General features: G+C 70.7%; 22 protein-coding genes. 9 read left to right on the top strand and 13 right to left on the bottom strand.

Annotated features, from left to right (window positions below; all coding sequences use genetic code 11):
- Nucleotides 1-110: 110 nt before the first annotated feature.
- Together MVG78_RS04280 and MVG78_RS04275 are read right to left on the bottom strand one after the other, a co-directional pair.
- Nucleotides 111-1115, bottom strand: coding sequence for an asparaginase (locus MVG78_RS04280; protein ID WP_247558497.1), 1005 nt, complete (start codon nucleotides 1113-1115; stop codon nucleotides 111-113).
- Nucleotides 1116-1245: 130 nt separating this feature from the next.
- Nucleotides 1246-1698 (bottom strand): Lrp/AsnC family transcriptional regulator, encoded by a 453-nt coding sequence (locus MVG78_RS04275; RefSeq protein ID WP_145137192.1) that lies wholly within the window; start codon nucleotides 1696-1698, stop codon nucleotides 1246-1248.
- Nucleotides 1699-1842: 144 nt separating this feature from the next.
- On the opposite strand from MVG78_RS04275, the gene alr reads away from it, so the two are divergent.
- The 3 genes from alr (at nucleotide 1843) to MVG78_RS04260 (ending at nucleotide 5998) form a co-directional block, all read left to right on the top strand.
- The gene (alr, locus tag MVG78_RS04270; protein ID WP_247558496.1) at nucleotides 1843-2982 is read left to right on the top strand and encodes an alanine racemase; all 1140 of its coding nucleotides are present in this window, start codon (nucleotides 1843-1845) and stop codon (nucleotides 2980-2982) included.
- 120 nt (nucleotides 2983-3102) lie between these two features.
- Nucleotides 3103-4401, top strand: coding sequence for a D-amino acid dehydrogenase (locus MVG78_RS04265; protein ID WP_247558494.1), 1299 nt, complete (start codon nucleotides 3103-3105; stop codon nucleotides 4399-4401).
- 163 nt (nucleotides 4402-4564) lie between these two features.
- Entirely contained in the window at nucleotides 4565-5998 is a 1434-nt protein-coding gene (locus MVG78_RS04260) for an NAD-dependent succinate-semialdehyde dehydrogenase (RefSeq protein ID WP_247558492.1), read from the top strand.
- Between the two features lie 81 nt (nucleotides 5999-6079).
- Here MVG78_RS04260 and MVG78_RS04255 read toward each other — a convergent pair whose 3' ends face one another.
- The 3 genes from MVG78_RS04255 to MVG78_RS04245 are packed head-to-tail and all read right to left on the bottom strand — an operon-like array spanning nucleotide 6080 to nucleotide 9014.
- Nucleotides 6080-7045: an MBL fold metallo-hydrolase gene (locus MVG78_RS04255; RefSeq protein WP_247558490.1), complete on the bottom strand. Its 966-nt coding sequence runs from the start codon at nucleotides 7043-7045 to the stop codon at nucleotides 6080-6082.
- Between the two features lie 5 nt (nucleotides 7046-7050).
- On the bottom strand, nucleotides 7051-7809 hold the full coding sequence (locus MVG78_RS04250; RefSeq protein ID WP_247558488.1) for an IclR family transcriptional regulator: 759 nt from the start codon (nucleotides 7807-7809) through the stop codon (nucleotides 7051-7053).
- 59 nt (nucleotides 7810-7868) lie between these two features.
- Nucleotides 7869-9014, bottom strand: a complete 1146-nt coding sequence (locus tag MVG78_RS04245; RefSeq protein ID WP_247558486.1) for an FAD-dependent monooxygenase — start codon at nucleotides 9012-9014, stop codon at nucleotides 7869-7871.
- 417 nt (nucleotides 9015-9431) lie between these two features.
- On the opposite strand from MVG78_RS04245, the gene MVG78_RS04240 reads away from it, so the two are divergent.
- Genes MVG78_RS04240 through MVG78_RS04215 form a run of 6 tightly spaced genes read left to right on the top strand, consistent with a single transcriptional unit; the run spans nucleotide 9432 to nucleotide 16475 of the window.
- Complete coding sequence (locus MVG78_RS04240) at nucleotides 9432-11021, top strand: peptide ABC transporter substrate-binding protein (protein WP_247558484.1); 1590 nt, start codon at nucleotides 9432-9434, stop codon at nucleotides 11019-11021.
- Nucleotides 11022-11053: 32 nt separating this feature from the next.
- A complete protein-coding gene (locus MVG78_RS04235) occupies nucleotides 11054-12004 on the top strand; it encodes an ABC transporter permease (protein WP_247558482.1) in 951 nt (316 codons plus the stop codon).
- An 11-nt stretch (nucleotides 12005-12015) separates the two neighbouring features.
- Nucleotides 12016-12903, top strand: a complete 888-nt coding sequence (locus MVG78_RS04230) for an ABC transporter permease (RefSeq protein ID WP_247558481.1) — start codon at nucleotides 12016-12018, stop codon at nucleotides 12901-12903.
- Between the two features lie 59 nt (nucleotides 12904-12962).
- On the top strand, nucleotides 12963-14006 hold the full coding sequence (locus tag MVG78_RS04225; protein WP_247560307.1) for an ABC transporter ATP-binding protein: 1044 nt from the start codon (nucleotides 12963-12965) through the stop codon (nucleotides 14004-14006).
- Nucleotides 14003-15001 carry an ABC transporter ATP-binding protein gene (locus tag MVG78_RS04220; protein WP_247558479.1) on the top strand — a complete coding sequence of 333 codons (999 nt, stop codon included), beginning with the start codon at nucleotides 14003-14005 and terminating at the stop codon, nucleotides 14999-15001. The genes MVG78_RS04225 and MVG78_RS04220 overlap by 4 nt, the downstream gene beginning before the upstream one ends.
- A 43-nt stretch (nucleotides 15002-15044) precedes the next feature.
- On the top strand, nucleotides 15045-16475 hold the full coding sequence (locus MVG78_RS04215; RefSeq protein WP_247558477.1) for an NAD(P)/FAD-dependent oxidoreductase: 1431 nt from the start codon (nucleotides 15045-15047) through the stop codon (nucleotides 16473-16475).
- On the opposite strand, the gene MVG78_RS04210 is transcribed toward MVG78_RS04215, so the two are convergent.
- From MVG78_RS04210 to MVG78_RS04180, 8 genes are all read right to left on the bottom strand, one after another.
- The gene (locus tag MVG78_RS04210) at nucleotides 16456-16803 is read right to left on the bottom strand and encodes a RidA family protein (protein ID WP_247558475.1); all 348 of its coding nucleotides are present in this window, start codon (nucleotides 16801-16803) and stop codon (nucleotides 16456-16458) included. The genes MVG78_RS04215 and MVG78_RS04210 overlap by 20 nt on opposite strands.
- A 111-nt stretch (nucleotides 16804-16914) precedes the next feature.
- The gene (locus tag MVG78_RS04205) at nucleotides 16915-18306 is read right to left on the bottom strand and encodes an FAD/NAD(P)-dependent oxidoreductase (RefSeq protein WP_247558473.1); all 1392 of its coding nucleotides are present in this window, start codon (nucleotides 18304-18306) and stop codon (nucleotides 16915-16917) included.
- Complete coding sequence (locus MVG78_RS04200) at nucleotides 18306-18575, bottom strand: (2Fe-2S)-binding protein (protein WP_428480744.1); 270 nt, start codon at nucleotides 18573-18575, stop codon at nucleotides 18306-18308. The genes MVG78_RS04205 and MVG78_RS04200 overlap by 1 nt, the downstream gene beginning before the upstream one ends.
- Before the next feature lie 37 nt (nucleotides 18576-18612).
- Nucleotides 18613-19116 (bottom strand): NAD(P)/FAD-dependent oxidoreductase, encoded by a 504-nt coding sequence (locus MVG78_RS21475; RefSeq protein ID WP_282615048.1) that lies wholly within the window; start codon nucleotides 19114-19116, stop codon nucleotides 18613-18615.
- Complete coding sequence (locus MVG78_RS21470; RefSeq protein WP_282615047.1) at nucleotides 19037-19735, bottom strand: NAD(P)/FAD-dependent oxidoreductase; 699 nt, start codon at nucleotides 19733-19735, stop codon at nucleotides 19037-19039. Before MVG78_RS21470 ends, MVG78_RS21475 begins: the two co-directional genes overlap by 80 nt.
- Nucleotides 19736-19969: 234 nt before the next feature.
- On the bottom strand, nucleotides 19970-20923 hold the full coding sequence (locus MVG78_RS04190) for an ABC transporter permease (RefSeq protein WP_247558469.1): 954 nt from the start codon (nucleotides 20921-20923) through the stop codon (nucleotides 19970-19972).
- Entirely contained in the window at nucleotides 20920-21786 is an 867-nt protein-coding gene (locus tag MVG78_RS04185) for an ABC transporter permease (protein WP_247558467.1), read from the bottom strand. Before MVG78_RS04185 ends, MVG78_RS04190 begins: the two co-directional genes overlap by 4 nt.
- The gene (locus tag MVG78_RS04180; protein WP_247558465.1) at nucleotides 21783-22844 is read right to left on the bottom strand and encodes an ABC transporter ATP-binding protein; all 1062 of its coding nucleotides are present in this window, start codon (nucleotides 22842-22844) and stop codon (nucleotides 21783-21785) included. Before MVG78_RS04180 ends, MVG78_RS04185 begins: the two co-directional genes overlap by 4 nt.

Here is a 22844-nt window from a genome sequence, read left to right as displayed (position 1 = left end):
GCGGATCAGGGGGCACGGGGGGTCGACGCACTGCGTCGACGGCGGAGCCTTGTCCCCCGGGACAGCGCAACCTCAGACATGACGACGGACGGCGGAAGCCGCCATCCGGATCAGGCCAGGGCGGCCGCCGGCCGCAGGGTGCCGACCTCGATGCCGTTCCAGTTGCGCAGGACCGGGTTGGCGAGCGGGGCAAGGACGTTGCGGGCCGCTTCCCCGGGGTCGAGGAGGCGGAGCAGCAGCGTGGCCAGCACCACCTCCGCCGCGCGGCCGGCGCCGTCGTCGCACTTGATGGCGATGCCCAGGCCCTGTTCCGGCAGAGCGGCGCAGAAGACGCCCTCGGCCCCGACCTTGGTGAAGGCGCGCTCGCCCAGCGCCTCCATGATGACGGTGTCGGCCCGCTTGGTGCCCGCGACCAGGAAGGGGTTCGCCGCCACCGCCGCGCGCAGCCGCTTCGCCGCCGCGGCGCGGGCCGGCCCGAAGCCGTGGCCGGTGCCGATCCGCGCGAAGCCATGGGCCAGGGCGCGGAGCGGAATGGCATAGGTCGGGATGGAACAGCCGTCGGTCCCGCGCCGCGCCGCATCCAGCGTGGTGCCGGTCACATCCTCCAGCGCCGCCTTCACCTCCTGCTGCACCCGGTGGTCGGGGCGGACATAGCCCGCCACATCCACCCCCAGGGCACAGGCGGTGCAGACGAAGCCCGCATGCTTGCCGGAGCAGTTGTTGTGCAGGGCCGTCGCCTCGGCGCCCGAACGCGCCAGGTCCCGCGCCGCCTGGACATTGCTGGGCCAGTGGATGCCGCATTCCAGGCAGCCCGCATCCTGCCCCGCCTTGCGCAGCATGGCGGCGGCGGTCTGGGCGTGCAGCGGCTCGCCGGAATGGGAGGCGCAGGCGAGCGCCAGCTCCGCCTCGGTCAGACCGAAACGATCGGCCGCGCCGCTTTCGATCAGCGGCAGGGCCTGGATCACCTTCACCGCCGAGCGCGGGAAAACGGGCCGCTCGACATCGCCGGCGGAGAGGACGAGCCCGCCCCCCGCATCCACCACCGCGAAGGCCCCCGCATGGCGCGACTCCACCTCGGGGCCGCGCGTGACTTCCACCAGAACCGGATCTTCCATGCCTGTTTCCTCCCATGGGCCGGGTCATGAATCCAGGGGAGACATCCTCTCCTGCCGGGGGTCTGCCCCGCTTTTCCCGGCCCCCTCCCCGCGGGGCGCCCCTCACATGTCGCCCCTCACATGTCGCCCCTCACATGTCGATTGGGCGGATCACCGTGCGGATGGTGAAGTTCGACTGGATGCGCGCCACGCCGGGCAGGCGGGACAGCACCTCCTTGTGCAGACGCTCATAATCCGCCGCATCCTCCACCACGATGCGCAGCAGGTAGTCCGAGGCGCCGGTCATCAGATAGCACTCGCGGATCTCGGCATGCTTGCGCGCCGCCTGCTCGAAGCGGCCGAGGCAGTCGTCGGTCTGCCGTTCCAGCGTGATCTGCACGATCACCACCGTGCCGCGCCCGGTCCGGCGGTCGTCCAGGATCGCCGTATAGCCCCGGATCACCCCGTTCGCCTCGAGCTGCCGCACCCGGCGCAGGCAGGCGGAGGGGGAGAGACCGACCGCCTCCGCCAGATCGGCATTGCTGATGCGCCCCTGCGCGCGGAGCAGGCGGATGATGCGCTCGTCGAGGCTGTCCAGGAGCATGGGGCAGGAAATTTCAGGCTGGTGCAGATTCTGCGGAATTCCTAGCACCGGATCGCAGGATCTTCGACTCTTCGCATGAACATGCCGGCCTCTCCTGGCCAGAATCTTGCTTTCATGACCTCCGCTGATTCGGAGACAGGTGGCATGCACAGCCCTGCCCGGGAAAGGCTTTGGCCAGCGGCCGGCGCGATCCTGACCATCGACCTGGGAGCGATCCGCGCCAACTGGCGCTGGCTGCGCGACCACGTGGCGCCCGATGCCTGCGGTGCGGTGCTGAAGGCCGATGCCTATGGGCTGGGGGCCGCGCTGGTCGGCCCGGCCCTGCTCGCCGAGGGATGTCGCGACTTCTTCGTGGCGCATCTGGAGGAAGGGATCGCCCTGCGGCAGGACCTGCGCGGCCTGCCCGGGGCGGAGGAGGCGCGCATCCATGTGATGCACGGCCTCTTCGCCGGCACCGAGCGGGACGCGCTGGCGCATGGGCTGATCCCCGTGCTGAACGGGCCGGAACAGGTGGCCGGCTGGGCCGCGCTGTCGCGGGCCGAGGGGCGGCGCCTGCCGGCCTGGCTGCAGCTCGATACGGGAATGGCGCGCTTCGGCTTCTCCGCCGCGGATCTGGCGCGGCTGGTCGAGGATGGCCGCGACCTGGGCGCGGTGGAGCTGGCGCGGGTGATGAGCCATCTCGCCTGCGCCGACGAGCCGGGGCATCCGGCCAATGCGGCACAGCTCGAAGCCTTCGGAGCGATGCGCCGCCTGCTGCCGCCGGGCCTGCCCACCAGCCTCGCCGCCTCCTCCGGTATCTTCCTCGGCCGTCCCTGGTATGGCGGCCTCGTGCGCCCTGGCGTGGCGCTGCACGGGGTGGCGCCGCTGCCGCGCGGGGAGAACCCGCTGCGCCCGGTGCTGCGGCTGGATGCGCGCGTGGTGCAGACGCGCAGCGTCCCGGCGGGCACGGCGGTGGGCTATGGCCATAGCTTCACGACGCGGGCGCCGAGTCGGCTGGCCACCATCGCGGTCGGCTATGCCGACGGCTTCCTGCGCAGCGCCAGCAACCGCGGGCGGGCGATGTGGAAGGGCGTGCCGATGCCGGTCCTGGGGCGTGTTTCCATGGACAGCATCGTGCTCGATGCCAGCGCCTTGCCGGAGGATGCGCTGCACCCCGGCGACACGGTGGAACTGATCGGGCCGGATCACGATCTGGAGGCAGTGGCCGAGGCCGCCGGCACCATCCCCTACGAAATCCTGACCGGCCTCGGCCAGCGCTACCACCGCCGCTATGCCGGCGGCTGAGGCTACCCGCCGGCCTCCCTCCAGGCATCCCTGGGGGCCGGCCTCCGCAGGAAACGGCCCCGCCCCACGCGGGCGGCATCAACAGGGGCCCACCGGGCCCGTCGGGAGTTCAGGTCCGTCATGAAGGTTCTCATCCTCGGCAGCGGCGTGGTCGGCACCGCCTCGGCCTATTACCTCGCCAGGGCCGGCCACGAGGTCACGGTCATCGACCGCCAGCCCACGGCGGGGATGGAGACCTCCTTCGCCAATGCGGGGCAACTTTCCTACGGCTATTCCTCGCCCTGGGCCGGGCCGGGCATCCCGCTGAAGGCGCTGAAATGGCTGATGATGCGCTACCGCCCCTTCGTGATCTGGCCGCGCCCGGACGCGCGGCTCGGCTGGTGGCTGGCGCAGATGCTGGCCAACTGCAACGAGGAAGCCTACCGCCTCAACAAGAGCCGCATGGTGCACATCGCGGAATATGCCCGCGAATCCCTGACCGCCCTGCGTGCCGAGACGGGCATCACCTATGACGACCGGCAGCGCGGCACGCTGCAGGTCTTCCGCACGCAGAAGCAGCTCGACCATGTCGGGGACGACACGGGCGTGCTCGACCAGTACGGCATCCCCTATGAGGTGCTGGACGCCGCCGGCTGCGTGAGCAAGGAACCCGCCCTCGGCCTGGTGCGCGAGAAGATGGTGGGCGGCCTGTACCTGCCGCAGGACGAGACGGGCGACGTCCACCAGTTCACCCAGCGGCTCGCGAAGATCTGCGAGAGCATGGGCGTGGCCTTCCGCTACGGCACCACGGTCCGGATGCTGGACACCGAGGGCAGCCGCGTCACCGGCGTCGTGACCGATGCCGGCAGGCTGACCGCCGACCGCTATGTCGTGGCGCTCGGCAGCTATTCCGCCGCGCTGCTGCGGCCGCTCGGGATGAACCTGCCGGTCTATCCGGTGAAGGGCTATTCCATCACCGTGCCGATCACCGATCCGGACGGCGCCCCCGTCTCCACCGTGATGGACGAAACCTACAAGGTCGCCATCACCCGCCTCGGCGAGCGCATCCGCGTCGGCGGCACGGCGGAGCTGGCCGGGTTCAGCCTGACGCTGCGCCAGCCGCGCCGCGCCACGCTGGAACATTCGGTGCATGACCTCTTCCCCAGGGGCGGCGACCTGAGCAAGGCCAGCTTCTGGACCGGGCTGCGGCCGATGACGCCGGACGGCACGCCGATCGTGGGCGCCACCCCCTTCGGCAACCTCTTCACCAATACCGGCCACGGCACGCTGGGCTGGACCATGGCCTGCGGCTCCGGGCGATTGCTGGCCGATCTCGTGTCCGGCCGGACGCCGGAGATCGACAGCGCCGATCTCAGCCTTGCCCGCTACAGCCACGTGCGGCCGGAGGAGAAGGCGGCGGCCGAGAAGCAGGCGGCCTGAGCCTCCCCCTTGCGGGGAGGCCCGGATGGTGGGAGGTCCGCAGGATCTCCCGCGCCGGGAAGGTATGACCTTTTCCCGGGGATGACACCCCGCCGCCAGCCTGGGGGTTAATCCGGGGCGATGCGGCCCCATTTGGGCCCTAACCACTTCGACGGAGGACTACATGTATCCGGACGTCCAGCTCTTCATCAACGGCACCTGGCGTGCCGCGACCGGCGGCCGCAAGGAGCCGGTGATCAACCCGGCCACCGAGGAGACGATCGGCACCGTGGCCTATGCCGCCCGCGCCGACCTGGACGAGGCGCTGGAAGCCGCGGCGAAGGGCTTCCGCACCTGGCGCGCCACCTCGGCCTTCGAACGCTACAAGCTGATCCGCAAGGCGGCGAACCTGTTGCGCGAGCGGGCCGACAAGATCGCCCGCATCATGACCATGGAGCAGGGCAAGCCGCTGGCCGAGGCGAAGATGGAGGTGATGGGCGCCGCCGACACCGCCGACTGGCTGGCCGAGGAAGGCCGCCGCACCTATGGCCGCGTCGTCCCCGCCCGGGCTGAGGGCGTGTACCAGCTCGTGATCAAGGAGCCGGTCGGCCCCGTCGCCGCCTTCACACCCTGGAACTTCCCGATCAACCAGATCGTGCGCAAGCTCTGCTCGGCGCTGGCCACCGGCTGCTCGATCATCGTCAAGGCACCGGAGGAGACCCCGGCCTCCCCGGCCGAGCTGATCCGCGCCTTCGCCGATGCGGGCATCCCCGACGGCGTGATCGGCCTCGTCTATGGCGTGCCGGCGGAGATCTCGGAATACCTCATCCCGCACCCGGTGATCCGCAAGATCACCTTCACCGGCTCCACCCCGGTGGGCAAGCAGCTTGCCGCCCTGGCCGGGCAGTACATGAAGCGCGCGACGATGGAGCTCGGCGGCCATGCCCCGGCCTTCGTCTTCGACGACGCGGATGTGGGCCTCGCGGCCAGGACGCTCGCCACCTCCAAGCTGCGCAACGCGGGCCAGGTCTGCGTCTCCCCGACGCGCTTCCTGGTGCAGGAGAAGATCTTCGACCAGTTCGTCGAGCAGTTCTCCGGCCATCTCGCCGCCGCCAAGGTGGGCAACGGGCTGGAGGAAGGCGTCACCATGGGCCCGCTGGCCAATGAGCGCCGCATCCCCGCCATCGAGGGGCTGATCAACGACGCGAAGCAGAAGGGCGCCGAGGTCCGCACCGGCGGCAACCGCATCGGCAACAAGGGCTATTTCTTCGAGCCCACGGTGCTGACCGGCGTGACGCGCGAGATGCGGGCGATGAACGAGGAGCCCTTCGGCCCGCTGGCGCTGATGGTGCCCTTCCGCGACTTCGACGAGGCCATCGAGGAAGGCAACCGCCTGCCCTTCGGCCTGGCCTCCTATGCCTTCACTCGCTCCGCCAAGACGGCGCAGGCGCTGGGCGACAAGGTCGAATCCGGCATGATGACCATCAACCACCTGGGCCTCGCCCTGCCGGAAGTGCCCTTCGGCGGCATCAAGGACAGCGGCTACGGCTCCGAGGGCGGCATCGAGGCGCTGGAATCCTACTTGAACACCAAGTTCGTCTCCCAGGCCGGGCTCTGAGCCCGGACCTCCGGGGAGATCAGGACCCGGGATCGGGGGAAGGGCTTCGGCCCTTCCCCTTTTTCATGGCGGCCGCCTGGGTCAGCCCGCATCGCGCTGGACGACCGAAACGGCGTCCCGGGTGATCACGAAGCCGGTCAGGTCGGATGCGATGGCCAACGGGCCGTCATAGCCCGCGCGGATGGCGGTGCGGAGATCGGCCAGCGTCGCATCCCCATTCAGCCCGACATGGTAGAGCGCGGCCAGCCGGGGCCTCGCCTCCCGGAAGGCGCGCGCCGCATCAGTGGGCGAGGCAAGATGGCTGTAGACGGCGTGATAGGCCGGATCGGCCGCCAGCAACGCCTCCGGAATCAGCGTGACGGGATGGAGGAAGAGATCCGCGCCCCGCCCCTGCTGCACGACCTCTCCGTTGTAGCGCGTGTCGCCGGCCAGGACCGCGACGCGGCCACGATACTCGATGCGGTAGCCGTAGGACGGCTTCACCTTGTCGCCGTGATCGTTGGCGAAGGCCAGGACACGCAGCCCGTCCCGTTCATGGACAAGCCCCGGCGCCACGTCATGGGCATCGATGCGGATGCCTTCCTCCGGGTTCCGCTCATCCGCCAGCCGCGTGTCGATATCGGCGGCATAGGCCGCGCGAAGGCCCCGCGCCATCGCCTCGGTGCCCGGCGGCCCGTAGAGCAGGAACGGATGCTTGCGGCGGCCATAGGGCGGGCGCAGCCAGCCGGTCAGCCAGAGATCCGGCAGGCCCACCGTATGGTCGGAATGATGGTGGGTCAGGAAATGCGCATCGATGCTGCCGAGCGGGATGCGCAACTGCCAGAGCCGGATCGTGCAGCCGCGCCCGAAATCGAACAGCAGGCGCTGGCCGCCGCATTCCACCAGCGTGGCATTGCCGAAGCGTTCGGCGGAAGGAACGGGCGTGCCGGAGCCGAGCACGGTGACGCGGAACAGGTCCTCCGCCGGCGGCGTCTCCGCCGCCCTTCCGCTCCAGGCCGGGGCGAGGGTGCCGGCCATGCCGGCGAGAAGCAGATTCCTGCGTCGCATGATTCTCAAACCTCTCGCGCGGCGCCAGCGCCGGCCCCCATCAGCCGCGACAGTTCCGCCGCCGCACCCTTCACCTGTCGCTCCACCTCCGCCCGGAACGCCGCACGACCGAACTGCGCGGCGGGCCCGGCAAGGCTGAGCGCGGCAATGGCCCCATCCCCCTGGCCCCGCACCACGGCCGCGCAGGAATCCACGCCGGGCTCATAGGCGGAGAAGCTCCAGGCGCAGCCGCGCGCCGTGTCCTCGGCCAGCACGGCGTCCAGGGCCGCATGCGTGGCGGGGGAATGCGGCGTGGCGGTGGGGAGGGGATCGAGGCCGAGGCGCGCGCGCCGTTCGGCCGGCGTCAGCGGCGCGAGCAGCACGCGGCCCGGCGTGGTCAGGTGCGCCGGCACGCGGCTGCCGATCCGGATATGGCTGACCAGCGGCGTGTCCGGCATCTCGCGGGCGAGGTAGAGCGCCTCCCCGCCGCTGAGCACGACGAGATAGGAGGAAAGCCCGGTTTCCGCCGCCAGCCGCGCCAGCACCGGCCGCGCCAGGGACACCAGATCGCGCGAGGCCAGGGCGGAGGCGGCGAGGCCCAGGAAGCGCAGGCCCAGGCGGAACTCGCCCCCCTGGGCGCGTTCCAGCACGCCTTCGTATTCCAGCGTGTCCAGCAGCCGCGCCAGCGTGGCGCGATTGATGCCGGTGCGCCGCGCCGCCTCGCTGAGATTCGCGGTCGGGCCGCCCGCCGCGATGTATTCCATCAGCCGGACGGCCCGCTGCACCGGAGAGATCAGATGTTCCGGTGCCTGCTCCGTGCCCCCCTCCATAGCCCTGACCGGCATCACGCCGCCGCCGCAGGCGCGGGGTCGAGCGGCACGGTCCAGGCGTCATAGCCATAGACCCAGTCCGCATTGCCGCCGGCCCGCAGCCAGGCATTGCCACGCGAGGCGACCTGGATCTCGGCGGTGCGGGCCATGCGCGCCTGCTCGTAGCGGCGCAGGGCGGCCGGGATGTCGCCGGCGCCCGCGTCCAGGCAGCGGGCCAGCACCACCGCATCCTCCACCGCCATGCCGGCGCCCTGCGCCATGAAGGGCATCATCGGGTGGCAGGCATCGCCGAGCAGGGTGATGCGGCCGCGCGACCAGGCGGGCAGCGGATCGCGCTCGTAAAGCGCGGTCTTGAGCACGCTGTCGCAGGCTGCCAGCAGCGCCCGCGCCTCGGGGTGGTAGCCGGCATATTCGGCGCGCAGCTCCTCGACGCTGCCGGGCGTGGTCCAGGATTCCTCGCGCCAGCTTTCCTGCGGTGTCGTGGCGAAGATGAAGGTCTCGCGCCCCGCGCTGATCGGGAAGGTGACGATCTGGCTCGCGGCATTCGGGCCCCACCACTTGGTGAAGCGGTCGAGCCCGGGCAGGTCCAGCCTGTCGCGCGGGATCACGGCGCGATAGGCGACCACGCCGGTGAAGCGCGGCTGCTCCTCGCCGAACAGGGCGGCGCGCACCACGGAATGGATGCCATCCGCGCCGATCAGCGCCGAGACGCAGGCTTGCGTGCCATCGGCGAAGGCGAGATGCACGCCCGCCTCGTCCTCCCGGATCGCGGTCGCGCGCCGGCTGAGGCGGATGCGCTCGGCGGGCAGCGCCGCCTCCAGCGCGCGCAGCAGGTCGGCGCGGTGCAGGGTGAGCTGCGGGGCGCCGTATTTCGCCTCCGCTTCGCCGGACATGGCCAGGACGGAGGTTTCCTCGCCCGTGTCCCAGTTGCGGCTGACGCGATGCGTCGGGCGGGCGCCATGCTCGCGCAGCGCCGCGCCGATGCCGAGCCCGTCCAGGGCGCGCACGGCATTGGGCGTCAGGTTGATGTCGGCGCCGACGCGGGAGAACTGGCGCGCCTGCTCGAAGACCAGGACCTCGTGCCCGGCCTGATGCAAGGCGATGGCGGCGGCGAGGCCGCCAATGCCGCCGCCGATGATTCCGATGGGGAATCCTGGCATGTCCGCTCCTTTCCGGGACGTCGCAACCACGAGGCCGACTTTTTCAAATTTGATCGATTAGTTCAAATATGTTCTCTATGATGCGCTTCCCGGTCAAGCCTGTTTTCACTTTGCGCAGATGCCGACGATGTGGGCGCATGGACTGAAAAGTGGGCGGAAAGCTTCCGGCGCTTGCCCCGTCAGGGCGGAATTCCACGGCGTGCTCGGATTGACAGTCCTGCGGCATCACGCCCAAGCTCGCTTCCAACAACGCCGGCCGGGATTTCTTATCCAAGGGATCAACGGAAAGAGGCGGCCAAGCTTTCGGGAGCCTGACCAGTCGCCGGCGGAAGCAACGGATGGGGATCCGTCATGTCTCGCTCGCGCGAAAACAGCCTTGGCCTACCGCGCCGCATCCTTCTCGGAGCGGGCGCCGCGATGCCTTTCGCTTTTGCCGGCGCGCGGGCGCAGAACGTCCCGCCACCGCCTTCCGCGCCGCGTGGACAGGTGGTGGTCGGCCTGTCGCAGGAACCCACCGTCTTCAACCCGCTGATGCCGGCCATCGAGGTGGACCAGGGCGTCTGGTGGAGCCTCTTCGACCCGCTCTGGGGCGTCGATGCCGAAGGCAACCTGACGCCGGCCCTGGCGAAGGAAGTCCCCTCCGTCGAGAATGGCGGCATCTCCAGGGACGGCCTGTCCTGGACGATCAAGCTGAAGGAGGGCGTCACCTGGCATGACGGCACGCCCTTCACCGCCGAGGATGTGAAGTTCACCATCGACCTGCTGAACAATCCGGCCTTCCGGGCGCGGACACGGCTGGGCGCCAATCTGGTCCGCGACATCGCGATCAAGGGGCCGCACGAGATCTCCTGGCGGATGGAGAAGGCGTATTCGCCCTATCTGTCGCTGCTGGCCTGGACCTTCATCGTGCCGAAGCACCTGCTCGCCTCGGCCTCCGATCCCAACACCGCGCCCTTCGTCAACGCGCCGGTCGGCACCGGCCCCTTCCGCTGGGGGGAGCGCGTGCCGGGCGACCACCTGACCCTGCTCGCCAACACCAGGTACCACGGCACGGGCCCGTATCTGGAGCGGGTGGTCTTCAAGTACATCCCGGACCTGACAGTGCTCTACACCCAGTTCCGCACCGGCCAGATCGACCATGCCAGCATCCAGGGCATCCTCGCGAATTTCTACGAGGAAGCGAAGAAGCTGAAGGGCCTCGTGCTCTCGGTGAATCCCAGCCAACAGGTGGAGGCGATCGCGCCGAACCTGGAATTCCCCGCGCTCGCCGACAAGACGGTGCGGCAGGCGCTGTATCACGGGATCAACAAGCAGGCGATCACGGACATCGTCTATTACGGCCTGCCCAAGCCCACGGAATCCTTCTATCCGCGCCAGTCCTGGGCCTTCAACGCGGACCTGCCGACGCATCGCTACGACCCGGCCGCCGCCAACAAGATGCTCGACGAGGCGGGATGGAAGCGCGGCGCCCGCGGCATCCGCGAGAAGAACGGCGTGCGGCTGGAGTTCAACTCCTCCACCACCGCCGGCAACCCGCTGCGCGAACAGGTGCAGCAGCTCCTGGCGCAGGACTGGCAGAATATCGGCATCTCGATGAAGATCGCCAACATGCCGGCGGCGGTGATCTGGGGCGATTTCTTCACCATGTCGAAGTACCAGTCGGTGCTGGTCTCGGCCACCTACCAGACGGGCAACGACCCGGACTGCGCCTTCCGCTTCAGCAGCAAGGCCATCCCCGCCAAGGGCGGCGCCGGCTACAACACCATGCAGTATTCCAATCCGGAGGTGGACAGGCTCCTGGAGGAAGCCACCACCACCTTCGACCGCGAGGAGCGCCGCGCCGCCTACCAGAAGGTGCAGGCCCTGGTGCGCGACGACCTGGCGATCCTGCCGATCTACCAGCCCGCGCCGGTGGAGGGGCTCAAGGAAGGGCTGATCGGCTACAAGCCGAACATCAACGTGCAGTCCAATTGCTGGAACATGGCCACCTGGTACTGGGCCCGCTGAGCAGTGGGGGCTGAGACGGGGGGCGGCACCCGATGAGGCGCTACCTCACCCTGCGCCTGCTGCAGTCGCTGGTCCTGCTGCTGCTGGTTTCGATGATCGGCTTCGCCATCCTGCATTTGGCACCCGGCGGGCCGATGTCGCAGTTCATGTCGGGCGGCGAGATGTCGCCGGAGGACATCGCCCGGGTCGAGCGCCAGCTCGGCCTCGACCGCCCCCTGCCGGTGCAGTACCTGGAATGGCTGGGGCGGATGCTGACGGGCGACTGGGGCCGCTCCTACCGCGACCAGCAGCCCGTGCTCGCCGTGATCGGCTCGCATCTCGGCGCGACGCTGGAGCTGATGGTCACTTCCACGCTGATCGCCATGCTGCTGGGCTGCTGGCTCGGTGTGCTCAGCGCGATCCGGCGCTACTCCTTCTTCGACATGCTGGTGACGGTGGGCTCGATGGTGGCACTCTCCATCCCGACCTTCTGGTTCGGGCTGGTGGTCATCTTCCTCTTCTCGGTGCATCTCGACATCCTGCCGGCAGGCAACCGCTACACGATGGGCGACGGCTCCCTCCTCGACCAGCTGCACCACCTGATCGCGCCCTCCCTGGTGCTGGCCCTGGTCTCCACCGCGATCTGGAGCCGCTACATGCGTTCCTCCATGATCGACGTGCTGCACCAGGATTTCGTGCGCACCGCGCGGGCCAAGGGCATCCCGGAGCGGCGCATCCTGCTGCATCACACGGTGCGCAACGCGCTGCTGCCGATGATCACCATGGCCGGGCTGCAACTGCCGAACCTGCTGGGGGGCGCGCTGGTGACAGAGACCGTCTTCACCTGGCCGGGCATGGGGCGGCTCTTCCTCGATTCCATCAGCTACCGCGACTATCCGGTGGTGATGGGCATCCTGATGTTCACCGCGGTGCTGGTGCTGCTGGGCAGCCTGATGGCGGACCTGCTCTATGGCGTGGCCGATCCGCGCCTGCGGCTGAAATAGGGGGCCGCGCCATGCCCAGCGAAGCCACGGCCGGCGCCCTCGCCACCCCAGCCCGCCGCTCCGGCAACCCGGCGCTGCGCCGCTTCCTGCGGCACCGGCTGGCGCTGTTCGGCGCCGTCACCATCCTGCTGCTGGTGCTGCTCTGCGTCCTCGGGCCGCATCTGCTGCCCTATGACGACCTCTATATCGACCTGCGCGCCCGCTTCGCACCGCCCTTCGCCGGCCCGCATGTCCTGGGCACCGACCAGCTCGGCCGCGACACGCTGGCGCGGCTGCTGATGGCGGGGCGGATCTCGCTGGCCGTGGGCTTCGCCGCCATGGCGCTGTCGATGCTGATCGGCATCAGCGTCGGGCTCATCGCCGGCTTCTATGGCGGGGTGGTGGGCGCGGTGCTGATGCGCTTCGTCGATGCGATGCTCTGCTTCCCCAGCATCTTCCTGCTCCTGGCCCTGGCGGCCTTCGTGCAGCCGGACGTGGTGAGCATCATCATCCTGATCGCGCTGACCGCGTGGATGGAGGTGGCGCGCATCGTGGAGGCACAGATCCGCGCGCTACGCGAGCGCGACTTCGCCGTGGCGGCGGAGGCGAGCGGCGCGGGCGATGCACGGATCATGCTGCGGGAGCTGCTGCCCAACGCGCTGGCGCCGATCGTGGTCTCGGCCACGCTGAACGTCGCGCATGCGATCCTGGCGGAATCCTATATCAGCTTCCTGGGCTATGGCATCCAGCCGCCGACGCCGAGCTGGGGCAACATGCTCGACAACGCGCAGACCTATCTCGGCAGCGCGCCCTGGCTCGCCATCATCCCCGGGGCGGTGATCGCGCTGACGGTGACCTGCTTCAACTTCCTGGGCGACGGGCTGCGCGATGCGCTGGACCCGCGGGCGGCGGGGCGGTGACGGCGGTGGTCGATCTCGCCGGCACGCCGGATGCCGGCACGGCCCCGGCGCCGGAGAACGTGCCGGAGAACGTGCTGGAGGTGCGCGGGCTCGGCGTCCGCTTCGGCGCCCTGCCGGCGGTGCAGGACGTGTCCTTCGAGGTGCGCCGGGGCGAGACCCTGGCGCTGGTCGGGGAGTCCGGCTCTGGCAAGAGCGTCACCAGCCTGGCCCTGCTGCGCCTGACGCCGCCCGCCCCCGCCTGCCGGGTGGAAGGGCAGGTGCTGCTGCGGCGGAAGGGTGGCGGCATGGTGGATCTCCTCGGCCTGCCGGAGGAGGAGATGCGGGCGATGCGCACCGCCAGGGTCGCCATGGTCTTCCAGGAGCCGATGACTTCCTTCAACCCGGTGCACACGATCGGCGCGCAGATCGCGGAGGCGATCCGCTTTCACGAGAGGATCTCCCGCCGTGCCGCCGAGGACCGGGCGGCGGAGCTGCTGGACCTCGTGGGCATCCCCGATCCCCGGCGCCGCCTCTCCGCCTATCCGCACCAGCTTTCCGGCGGCATGCGGCAGCGGGCGATGATCGCCATGGCGCTGTCCTGCGGGCCGGAGCTGCTGATCGCCGACGAGCCGACCACGGCGCTGGACGTCACCATCCAGGCGCAGATCCTGGAACTCCTTGCCCGGCTGCAGAAGCAGACGGGCATGGCGATGATCTTCATCACCCACAATCTCGGCGTGGTGGCGGAAATCGCGGATCGGGTGATGGTGATGTACGGGGGGCGGGTGGTGGAGCAGGCCGACCTGCTGCCGCTCTTCCAGAGCCCGCGCATACCCTATACCGCCGGGCTGATGCGCTCCGTGCCGCGCCTCGACCTCGCGGGGCAGCGCAGCGAGCCGCTCTTCGCCATTCCCGGGCAGGTGCCCGATCCGCGCCAGCCGCCACCGGGCTGCGCCTTCGCCCCGCGCTGCGCCTACCACCTGCCCGATCCCTGCGACCGCGCGGTGCCGCCGCTGGAGGAAACCGGCGGCGGGCATCTGAGCCGCTGCTTCCGCTGGCGCGCACTGGCGGGAACGCTCGCTGGCCAAGGGGCTGGCCACGGCACGCCGGAGGATGCCGCATGAGCGCGACGGCACCGCTGCTGGAGGTGCGGGACCTCCGCAAGCATTTCCCGGTGGGCGGCGGGCTCTTCGGACGGGGGCGGCAGCAGCTTCGCGCCATCGACGGGCTCTCCTTCTCCATCCGCCCGGGGGAGATCCTGAGCCTCGTGGGCGAATCCGGCTCGGGCAAGAGCACGGTGGGCCGCACCGCGCTGCGCCTGCTGGAGCCGACCGAGGGCAGCATCCGCTTCAAGGGCGAGGACATCACCACCCTGTCGCGTGCCCGGCTGCGCCCGCTGCGGCGGCAGATGCAGCTGGTCTTCCAGGACCCCTATGCCTCGCTGAACCCGCGCATGACGGTGGAGCGGATCGTCGCCTCGCCGCTGGAGATCCACGGCATCGGCGCGACGCAGGCGGAGCGGATGGAGAAGGTGGAGGAAGCGCTGCGCCTCGTCGGCCTGCTGCCGCAGCACGCACAGCGCTACCCGCATGAATTCTCGGGCGGGCAGCGGCAGCGCATCGGCCTGGCGCGCGCCCTGGTGACGCGCCCGGACTTCATCGTGGCGGACGAGCCGGTGAGCGCGCTCGACGTCTCCATCCAGGCGCAGGTGGTGAACCTGATGCTGGAGCTGCGCGACCGGCTGGGCCTGACCATGCTGGTCATCGCGCATGACCTCGCCGTGGTGGGGCACATGTCCGACCGCGTGGCGGTGATGTATCTCGGCCGGCTGGTGGAGATCGCGGAAACGCGCTTGCTCTTCACCGCGCCGCGCCATCCCTATACCGAGGCCCTGCTCTCCGCCGCCCCCAATCCCGACCCGACGCGCCGCCGCAAGCGCATCGTGCTGACGGGTGACGTGCCGAGCCCGCTGAACCCGCCGTCCGGCTGTTCCTTCCGCACGCGCTGCCCCTATGCCCTCCCCGCCTGCGCGGTGGAGCGGCCGCCGCTGCGGCAGGTCACGCCCGGCCACCTCACGGCCTGCATCCGCGACGACCTCAGCCTGCAGGCCGCCGGCTGAAGGCTTTCCCTTCTCCTCCCTCGCATCCAGGACAACGCCGCCCATGTCGCCGCCCGTCGATCAAGTCCAGAGTGACCCGAAGCTGCCGGAGGCCGCCGATGTGGTGGTGATCGGCGGCGGCATCGCCGGCGTTTCCGCGGCCTGGCACCTCGCCGGGAAGGGGCACTCGGTCGCGCTGATCGAGAAGGGCGTGATCGCGGGCGAGCAGTCCAGCCGCAACTGGGGCTGGTGCCGGCAGCAGAATCGCGACGAGCGGGAATTGCCGCTGATCAAGTACAGCCTGGAGCTCTGGGGACGGCTGAGCGAGGAGATCGGCGCCGATGTCAGCTTCCGCCGCACCGGGCTGATCTACACCACGGACAAGCAGTCCGACCTGGACGAATGGGAGGAGTGGTCGAACCTCGCCCGCGAATACCAGGTGCACAGCCGGATGCTGACCGCCGAGGAAGCGAATGCGCTGACGCCGGGCTGCACGAAGACGTGGATCGGCGGCGTGCATTCGCCGACCGATGGCCGGGCCGAACCCTCCAAGGCGGCCCCCGCCTTGGCCGAGGCGGCGCGGCGGCGGGGCGTCACCATCCACCAGGGCTGCGCCGCGCGCGGGCTGGAAACCCAGGGCGGGCGCGTCTCGGCGGTGGTCACCGAGAAGGGCACGATCCGCACCCAGGCCGTGCTGCTCGCCGGCGGTGCCTGGTCCTCGATGTTCTGCCGAAGCCTGGGCATCGACCTGCCGCAGGCCGGGGCGCGCTCCACCGCCTTTTCCACCACCGAGGCACCGGAGGTGACGGCGGGCGGCCTCTCCACCCCGGGCTTCGTCATCCGGCGGCGGCTGGATGGAGGCTACACCGTCTCCATCCGCGGGCGCGGACTGGTGGAGCTGACGCCGCAGGGGCTACGCTACGCCCGCAAGTTCTGGCCGGCCTTCCAGAAGCGGCGCGCGGGCGGCGTGAAGATCAGCATCGGCCGCTCCTTCCTGGAAGGGCCGGAGGCGCTGGGCCGCTGGAGCACGGACAAGCCCACCCCCTTCGAGCGCATGCGCGTCTTCGACCCCGCACCCGATATCGGCACGGTGGATGAGGCGCTGAAGCAGCTCGTGGAAGCCTATCCGGCCCTGGCGGGGATCCGGATGAAGAATGCCTGGGGCGGCTGGATCGACTTCATGCCCGATGCGGTGCCGGTGATCTCTCCGGTGGAGAAGCTGCCCGGCCTGACCCTCTCCACCGGCTACAGCGGCCATGGCTTCGGCATCGGGCCGGGGGCCGGCAGGCTGGCGGCGGATCTGGTGGCGGGCGACGCGCCGATCGTCGATCCGACGCCCTTCCGCTACAAGCGCCTGATCGACGGCTCCCCCTGCCGCCAGGACTCATGTGATGGCGGCGGCAGGCTGAACCGGGGTTCTGGAGGCGAGGCAGCACCTCGCCCCCGGGGTTCAGCCGGGCGCGGGGTGCTGCCGGTCAGTCGCGCGCGGCGGTGACCACCACCTCGATCAGCGTGTTGGGGCCGAGATCGGCCACGCCGATGGTGGCGCGGGTCGGCAGATCCTCCGCGCCAAACCAAGCGGTCCAGGCAGCATTCATCTCGTCCTTCAGCGCCATGTCGGTGATGTAGAGCGTGGCGGCGAGGAGCTTGCCCTTGTCGCTGCCATTCTCCTCCAGCAGCTTGCCGATCCTGGCCAGGATCTGCTCGGTCTGGCCCTGCATGGACAGGGAACGGTCATCGGCGACGATGCCGCCGAAATACAGCACGCCGTTATGCTCCACCACGCGGTGCATGATGGGGGTGCGGGCATGGCGTCGGATCATGGAATGACTTTCGGTTGGTGACAGGAATTCCGGGCGGCGCATCCGGCCGCCCGGTCAGCAGGAGATGCTCCTGGCCCATGCCGCCGCCATGGGGCGACGGGCGGCGCGGGCTCAGGCCACCTCCTCCGGCGGCAGGGCGGCAAGCTCGCCCACCGTCATCGGCTTGAAGGGCGCGCGGGGGCGCAGCGTCCCCGCCTCCTCGATCGAGATGCCGCGTTCCGCCGCGATCAGCGCGGCCACGGTGGTGCCGCACATGCGCCCCTGGCAGGGGCCCATGCCGGCGCGGAGATAGGCCTTGGCCTGGTTCGGCCCGGTGGCGCCCAGCCGGGCGGCAAGACGCACCTGACCGGCGGTGACCTCCTCGCAGCGGCAGACGATCGTGCCGTCGTCGCGCGGCGCCAGCACCTCCGGCGCCGGGGCATAGAGCGCGTCGAGGAAGGGACGCAGGGAAAGCGCGGCGGCGAGGGCAGCGTGATGCGGCGCGGCACGCCGGTCGCGTTCCGCCGCGGAAAGCCGGCCCAGCCGGTGCGCGGCATCCAGCGCCGCCAGACGCCCGGTCGCCACCGCTGCTTCCCAGCCGCCGATGCCGCCACCATCGCCCGCGATGGCGATGCGCTCATGGCTGCTGGCGCCCCAGGCATCGAGCACCGGGCGCCAGCAGAGCTGCGCCGCGTCCCAGCGGTGCTCCAGCCCGATGGCGCGGGAGATATGGGTGGAGGGGATCACGCCCTCATGCAGCAGCAGCGTGTCGCAAGGCAGGCTGCCGCCGTTCCAGCGCACACGCTCGACCCGCGCCTCGCCCTCGGCGCGCAGGTCGCGGGCGTTGCGCACCAGCTTGAGCCCCCGCCGCTTCGCCTCCCGCACCAGGGCCAGGCCCTTGAACAGCAGCTTGCGGCCACCCCAGAGCCCGCCGAGATGCCGCAGCCCGGCCCCGGCCGTGCCGCCGCGCGCGGTCTCCAACAGGGTCACCGGCCCGGCCCCGGCGCGCAGGAGCTGCACCGCCAGCAGCCAGGTGAGCGGCCCCTGTCCGGCCAGCACCACCGGCCCCTGCGGCACCGCGCCCGCGGTCTTGAGCAGGATCTGCGCCGCCCCCATGCCCATCACGCCCGGCAGCGTCCAGCCGGGGATCGGCACCGGCCTTTCCTGCGCCCCGGTCGCCAGCAGCACACGCCGCGCCTCGATCTCCGAGGAGGCGCCGCCATGCAGCACGGACAGCAGCCCGGCCTCCTTGTCGAGATGCCAGAGCGTGGTGGAAGGGCGATAGCCGATGCCCTGCGCGGCGCGGAACTGGCGGGCCAGCGCGGCCCCCTGAGTGGCGAACTCGCCCTGGAGCGCCGGGTCGCCGAAGGCGGCCTCCACGGCGCGGAAGACCTGCCCGCCCGGCGCCGGCTGCTCGTCCAGCACGGTGACGGAAAGGCCCAGCGACGCCGCCTCGATGGCAGCCGCCATGCCGGCCGGGCCAGCACCCACGATGGCCAGATCGACATTGGGATCGGTCGCCATCACGCGTCCTCCCCCGCCATTTCCGGCCGCGCCCGGCGCGCGCCCTGCTGCGGCACGATCCGCATGCCCGGCGTCACCGTCACCATGCAGGACTGCCGGTTGGCCACGCCATCGATCTCGGCGAGGCAGTCGAAGCAGATGCCCATCATGCAATAGGGCAGGCGCGGCGAGCCCTTCACCGGCGTGCTGCGGATGGCGGGAATGCCCGCCAGCAGCACGGCGGCGGCGGCGGAGGCGCCCTCCGGCACCCGTACGCTGCGCCCGTCCACGAAAACCTCCACCTGCGCCGCGCCCGGTGCGCGGGCCTCAGGCCGCTGTGCGAACATCGTTGAAACGCCTCGCGCTGAAAGGGGCCATCTCCGGCGGAAGCTCGCCGGCGGCGATCATCGGGGCCAGCCGGTTGGCATGCGCCCCGGCCAGGGTGACGCCGGAATGGCAGTTGGCGGTGAAAGCGCCGGGGAAACGCCCCGACTGCTCGTAGATCGGCAGCCCGTCCGGCGACATGATGCGCAGCGCCGACCAGGCGCGCACGATGTTCAGCTCGGCGATCCAGGGGAAGGACAGCACCGCGCGCCGCGCCATGCCGCGCATGATGCCGGGCGTCTGGGTCAGGCTGTCGTAGCCCGCCTCCTCCTTGCTGTCGCCCATCATCACCGAGCCCTCGCCGGTCTGACGCACCGTGGTGGTGGGCATGGGCAGCAGCATGCGGGTGCGCTCCGTCACCAGCACCTCACCCCGCTGCGGCCGGACCGGGGCGGACAGGCCGAAGCGCGGCGCCAGTTCCAGGTTGCCCAGCCCGGCGGCGAGCACGAGGCGCGGCGCGCGGTGCGTCCCGCCCCCCCGCCGTCACCGAGAAATCGCCCGGCGCGGCGGTGCTTTCCTCCACCTTCGCATTCGGCTGGTACACGCCCCCGGCCTCGCGGAAGGCGGTGTGCAGCCCGCGCAGGAGGTAGAGCGGGCTGGCATGGCCGTCATAGGGCGTCCAACTCGCCCCCACCACCGCCCTGCCGATGCCGGGCATCATCTCCTTCACCTCGGCATGGCGCAGCATCCGGTATTCCAGGCCGAGATTCCCGGCCTCCCGCTGCAGCCGCGCCATGTATTCGCCGCGCTTCTCGAACTCCTCCTCGGAGAGGCAGATATGCAGCCCGCCCGGCTGGTGCAGCGCCGTGTCGAGCCCGGTGCGCGCCGCCAGCTCCTGTGCCAGCGCCGGCCATTCCTCGGCCGAGCCGCGCGTCCAGCGCTGGTAATGCGGCGCGCCCAGCCCCTTGGACTGAACCCAGACCAGGCCGAAATTGCCACGGCTGGCGCGGTGGGCGACGTCGCCCTCATCCAGCAGCAGCGTGGAGAGCCCCTGCTTCACCAGCCCATAGGCGATGGCGGTGCCCACCAGCCCACCGCCCACCACGATCGCGTCGTGGGTGCTCATCGGTTGTCGTCCTTGCTGCGGCGGAGATGCCCGGTGGTCAGGCCCCGGGTGAGGCGCTGCCTCCCCCGGTCCCCCTCCGCCGGGGAGACAGTGTCTCCCCGGACCCCGCCTGGCGTTGGCACCGCCTGGAACGCCCGGTCCGGATGCATGTCCGGCGCTTCGGCGGACAGGCGGTGCTTATGGAAAGAACAAATCGGCTTCCGCGCGCGTGGCAGTGGCGGTCGCCGAAGGGCCTCACCCTTCGGCGCGATCCGGCCACAGCGAAAGCCAGCGAACGGAAGGTCCAGGGTCAAACGTATACGTTTGACCAGGTTCCTGGCGGATAGGGGGTCCGGGGGAAAGGCGGAGCCTTGCCCCCGGGACGGCGCGGCGCCGGACATCACGGCCCGCATCACCGGCGCTCCCGGTCAGCAGCCGGTCGATCGGGTAGAACCGGTCCAGCACCACCAGCACCAGCGCGGTCAGCCCGATCAGCGCGGCGGAAACGGCGGCCACGAGCGGGTCCGTCATCTGGTCGATATAGGTGAAGAGGCGCACCGGCAGTGGCGTGGAGGAGGGCGAGGCGAGGAAGAGGCTCACCGTCAGCTCGTCGAAGCTGGTGATGAAGGCCAGGATCCAGCCCCCCGCCACGCCGGGCAGGATCAGCGGCAGGGTGATGCGGCGGAAGACCGTGGCACGCCCGGCGCCCAGGCTCTCGGCGGCGCGCTCGACGCGCGGGTCGAGACCGGCGAGGCCGGCGGTCACCAGCCGCACCATATAGGGCGTCACCACGATCAGATGCGCCGCCACCAGCCCGGCGAAGGAACCCGCGAGGCCGAGGCCGGAGAAGAAGCGCAGCAGCGCCACGCCCAGCACGACATGCGGGATCATCAGGGGCGAGACCAGGAAGGCCGCGATGGCGTCGCGGCCGGGGAAGCGCCCGCGCGCAATGGCCAGCGCCGCCGGCACGGCAATCAGGGCGGAGAGCGTGGCCGAGACGAGGCCGAGCCGCAGGCTGACCCAGAAACTGTCCAGGAACTGCGGATTGCCGGCGATGGCCCGGTACCAGCGCAGCGAGGCGCCGTCGAAGGGCATCGCCATGAAGCCCTTGTCGGTGAAGGAGACCAGGACCACGACCACCAGCGGCGCCAGGATGAAGGCGATGAAGAGCCCGTGGAAGGCGAGCGCGAGCGGACCGTTGCGGCTCATGCCCCGGCCCCCAGCCGGCGCAGGGCGCGGCGTTCCACCAGCCGTGTCCAGAGCAGCGTGCAGAGCAGGATGGCGAAGAGCAGCAGCACGGCGATCGCGGCGCCCAGCGGCCAGTTCAGCGTGTTGAGGAACTCGTTATAGGCCATGCTGGCCACCACGCGCAGCCGCTTGCCGCCCAGCATGGCGGGCGTGGCGAAGGCGGAGGCGGAGAGGCAGAAGACCATCAGCGCGCCACCCAGCACGCCCGGCATGATGTTGGGCAGGATGACGCGGCGGAAGGTGGTGAGGCGCCCGGCGCCCAGGCTTTCCGCCGCGCGGGCCAGGGCCGGATCGAGCCGCCCCAGGCTGGCCCAGACGGAGAGTACCACCAGCGGCACCATGACATGGACGAGGCCGATGACGATGGCGAGCTCGGTGAACATCAGGCGGAAGGGCGCGCCGGGAATGCCGATGGCCACCAGCGCGTCGTTGATCAGCCCGTTGGTGCCGAGTAGCACCATCCAGCCGAAGGTCCGCACCACGACGGAGACCAGCAGCGGCCCGACCACGACGAGCAGCATCAGCCCGCGCCAGCGCGGCGCCATGCGGTGGACGATCCAGGCCTCCGGCACGCCGATCAGCAGGCAGATGGCGGTGGTGATGACGGAGAGGCGGAAGGTGCGCTCCAGCACCTCGCGGAACAGCGAATCAGTGGCGAGGTCGGCGTAGTTGGCCAGGTTCCAGCGCGGCAGGATGCCCTTGTCGAAGTCGAAGCCCTGCAGGCTGAGCACCGCCACGCCGATCAGCGGCAACAGCAGCACCAGCGCGTAGACGAGGCCCGAGGGCAGCGTCAGCAGCAGCGGCGCGGACAGGCGCCGCCTCATGCCGCCCCCCTTGATGCGGAGAGGCGGCGCAGGCTGTGCGCGTCCCAGTCCAGGGAAACGGGGGAGCCTTCCTCCACCGGCGCGGCGCCGGTGTTCTGCGCCGTCACCATGACCGCGCCCAGCGCCGTATCGATGCGGTAGAGCCAGGAGCCGCCGAGGAAAACGCGCGAATGCACCTCCCCACGCAGCCCGGGCTCGGTGGCGGGGCGCAGGCGCAGGCGCTCCGGCCGGATGGTCAGCAGGATGTCGCCGGGGGCGGCGGCAAGTTCCGGCGGCAGGGCGAAGCGGTGCCCGCCGGCCTCGGCCTCGCCCTGACCGGTGGCGCGGGCCGGCAGGCGGTTGCTGCGGCCCAGGAAGTCGGCGACGAACTCGCCCGCCGGCTCCTCATAGGCGCGCCAGGGTTCGTCGATCTGCATCAGCCGCCCGGCCTGCATCACCGCCACGCGGTCGCAGAGCGCCATGGCCTCGTGCTGGTCATGCGTCACCATGACGGTGGTGACGCCGACACGGCGCTGCAGCTCGCGCAGCTCCACCTGCATCTCCTCGCGCAGCTTGGCGTCGAGGTTGGAGAGCGGCTCGTCCAGCAGCAGCAGGCGCGGCTCGATCACCAGGGCGCGGGCCAGGGCCACGCGCTGCTGCTGCCCGCCCGACATGTTGCGCGGGAAGCGGTCGGCCAGATGCGCGAGATGGACGAGGTCCAGCGCCTCGCGCACCCGCTTCGCGCGCTCCGCCTTCGGCACCTTCCGCATCTCCAGCCCGAAGGCGACGTTCTCCGCCGCCGTCATGTGAGGGAAGAGCGCGTAGGACTGGAAGACGATGCCCATGCCACGCTTCGCCGCGGGCACGGCGGCAAGGTCGCGGCCCTCCAGCACGATGCGGCCGGAACTCGGCGCCTCGAAGCCCGCGATCATCTGCAAGGTCGTGGTCTTGCCGCAGCCGGAGGGGCCGAGCAGGCCCAGGAACTCCCCCTGGGCCACGCGGATGGTCACCTCATGCACCGCCGTGACGGGGCCATACTGCTTGCCGACCCCGTCCAGCTCCAGAAAGGCGGATGCCAT

Source organism: Roseomonas gilardii subsp. gilardii (assembly GCF_023078375.1).
In the GTDB taxonomy this organism is placed as follows: Bacteria; Pseudomonadota; Alphaproteobacteria; order Acetobacterales; family Acetobacteraceae; genus Roseomonas; species Roseomonas gilardii.
The sequence above is the reverse complement of the archived record's forward strand: the minus strand, read 5'-3'. Positions and strand labels throughout refer to the sequence as shown.

Coding starts and splice junctions, on each gene's coding strand:
- MVG78_RS04190 (WP_247558469.1), bottom strand. CDS start 20,923: ATGAGCCGCAACGGTCCGCTCGCGCTCGCCTTCCACGGGCTCTTCATC.
- MVG78_RS04230 (WP_247558481.1), top strand. CDS start 12,016: ATGCCCAGCGAAGCCACGGCCGGCGCCCTCGCCACCCCAGCCCGCCGC.
- MVG78_RS04235 (WP_247558482.1), top strand. CDS start 11,054: ATGAGGCGCTACCTCACCCTGCGCCTGCTGCAGTCGCTGGTCCTGCTG.
- MVG78_RS04245 (WP_247558486.1), bottom strand. CDS start 9,014: ATGCCAGGATTCCCCATCGGAATCATCGGCGGCGGCATTGGCGGCCTC.
- MVG78_RS04210 (WP_247558475.1), bottom strand. CDS start 16,803: ATGATCCGACGCCATGCCCGCACCCCCATCATGCACCGCGTGGTGGAG.
- MVG78_RS04260 (WP_247558492.1), top strand. CDS start 4,565: ATGTATCCGGACGTCCAGCTCTTCATCAACGGCACCTGGCGTGCCGCG.
- MVG78_RS04215 (WP_247558477.1), top strand. CDS start 15,045: ATGTCGCCGCCCGTCGATCAAGTCCAGAGTGACCCGAAGCTGCCGGAG.
- MVG78_RS04275 (WP_145137192.1), bottom strand. CDS start 1,698: ATGCTCCTGGACAGCCTCGACGAGCGCATCATCCGCCTGCTCCGCGCG.
- MVG78_RS04240 (WP_247558484.1), top strand. CDS start 9,432: ATGCCTTTCGCTTTTGCCGGCGCGCGGGCGCAGAACGTCCCGCCACCG.
- MVG78_RS04255 (WP_247558490.1), bottom strand. CDS start 7,045: ATGCGACGCAGGAATCTGCTTCTCGCCGGCATGGCCGGCACCCTCGCC.
- MVG78_RS21470 (WP_282615047.1), bottom strand. CDS start 19,735: ATGAGCACCCACGACGCGATCGTGGTGGGCGGTGGGCTGGTGGGCACC.
- MVG78_RS04265 (WP_247558494.1), top strand. CDS start 3,103: ATGAAGGTTCTCATCCTCGGCAGCGGCGTGGTCGGCACCGCCTCGGCC.
- MVG78_RS04180 (WP_247558465.1), bottom strand. CDS start 22,844: ATGGCATCCGCCTTTCTGGAGCTGGACGGGGTCGGCAAGCAGTATGGC.
- MVG78_RS04185 (WP_247558467.1), bottom strand. CDS start 21,786: ATGAGGCGGCGCCTGTCCGCGCCGCTGCTGCTGACGCTGCCCTCGGGC.
- MVG78_RS04220 (WP_247558479.1), top strand. CDS start 14,003: ATGAGCGCGACGGCACCGCTGCTGGAGGTGCGGGACCTCCGCAAGCAT.
- MVG78_RS04205 (WP_247558473.1), bottom strand. CDS start 18,306: ATGGCGACCGATCCCAATGTCGATCTGGCCATCGTGGGTGCTGGCCCG.
- alr (WP_247558496.1), top strand. CDS start 1,843: ATGCACAGCCCTGCCCGGGAAAGGCTTTGGCCAGCGGCCGGCGCGATC.
- MVG78_RS04280 (WP_247558497.1), bottom strand. CDS start 1,115: ATGGAAGATCCGGTTCTGGTGGAAGTCACGCGCGGCCCCGAGGTGGAG.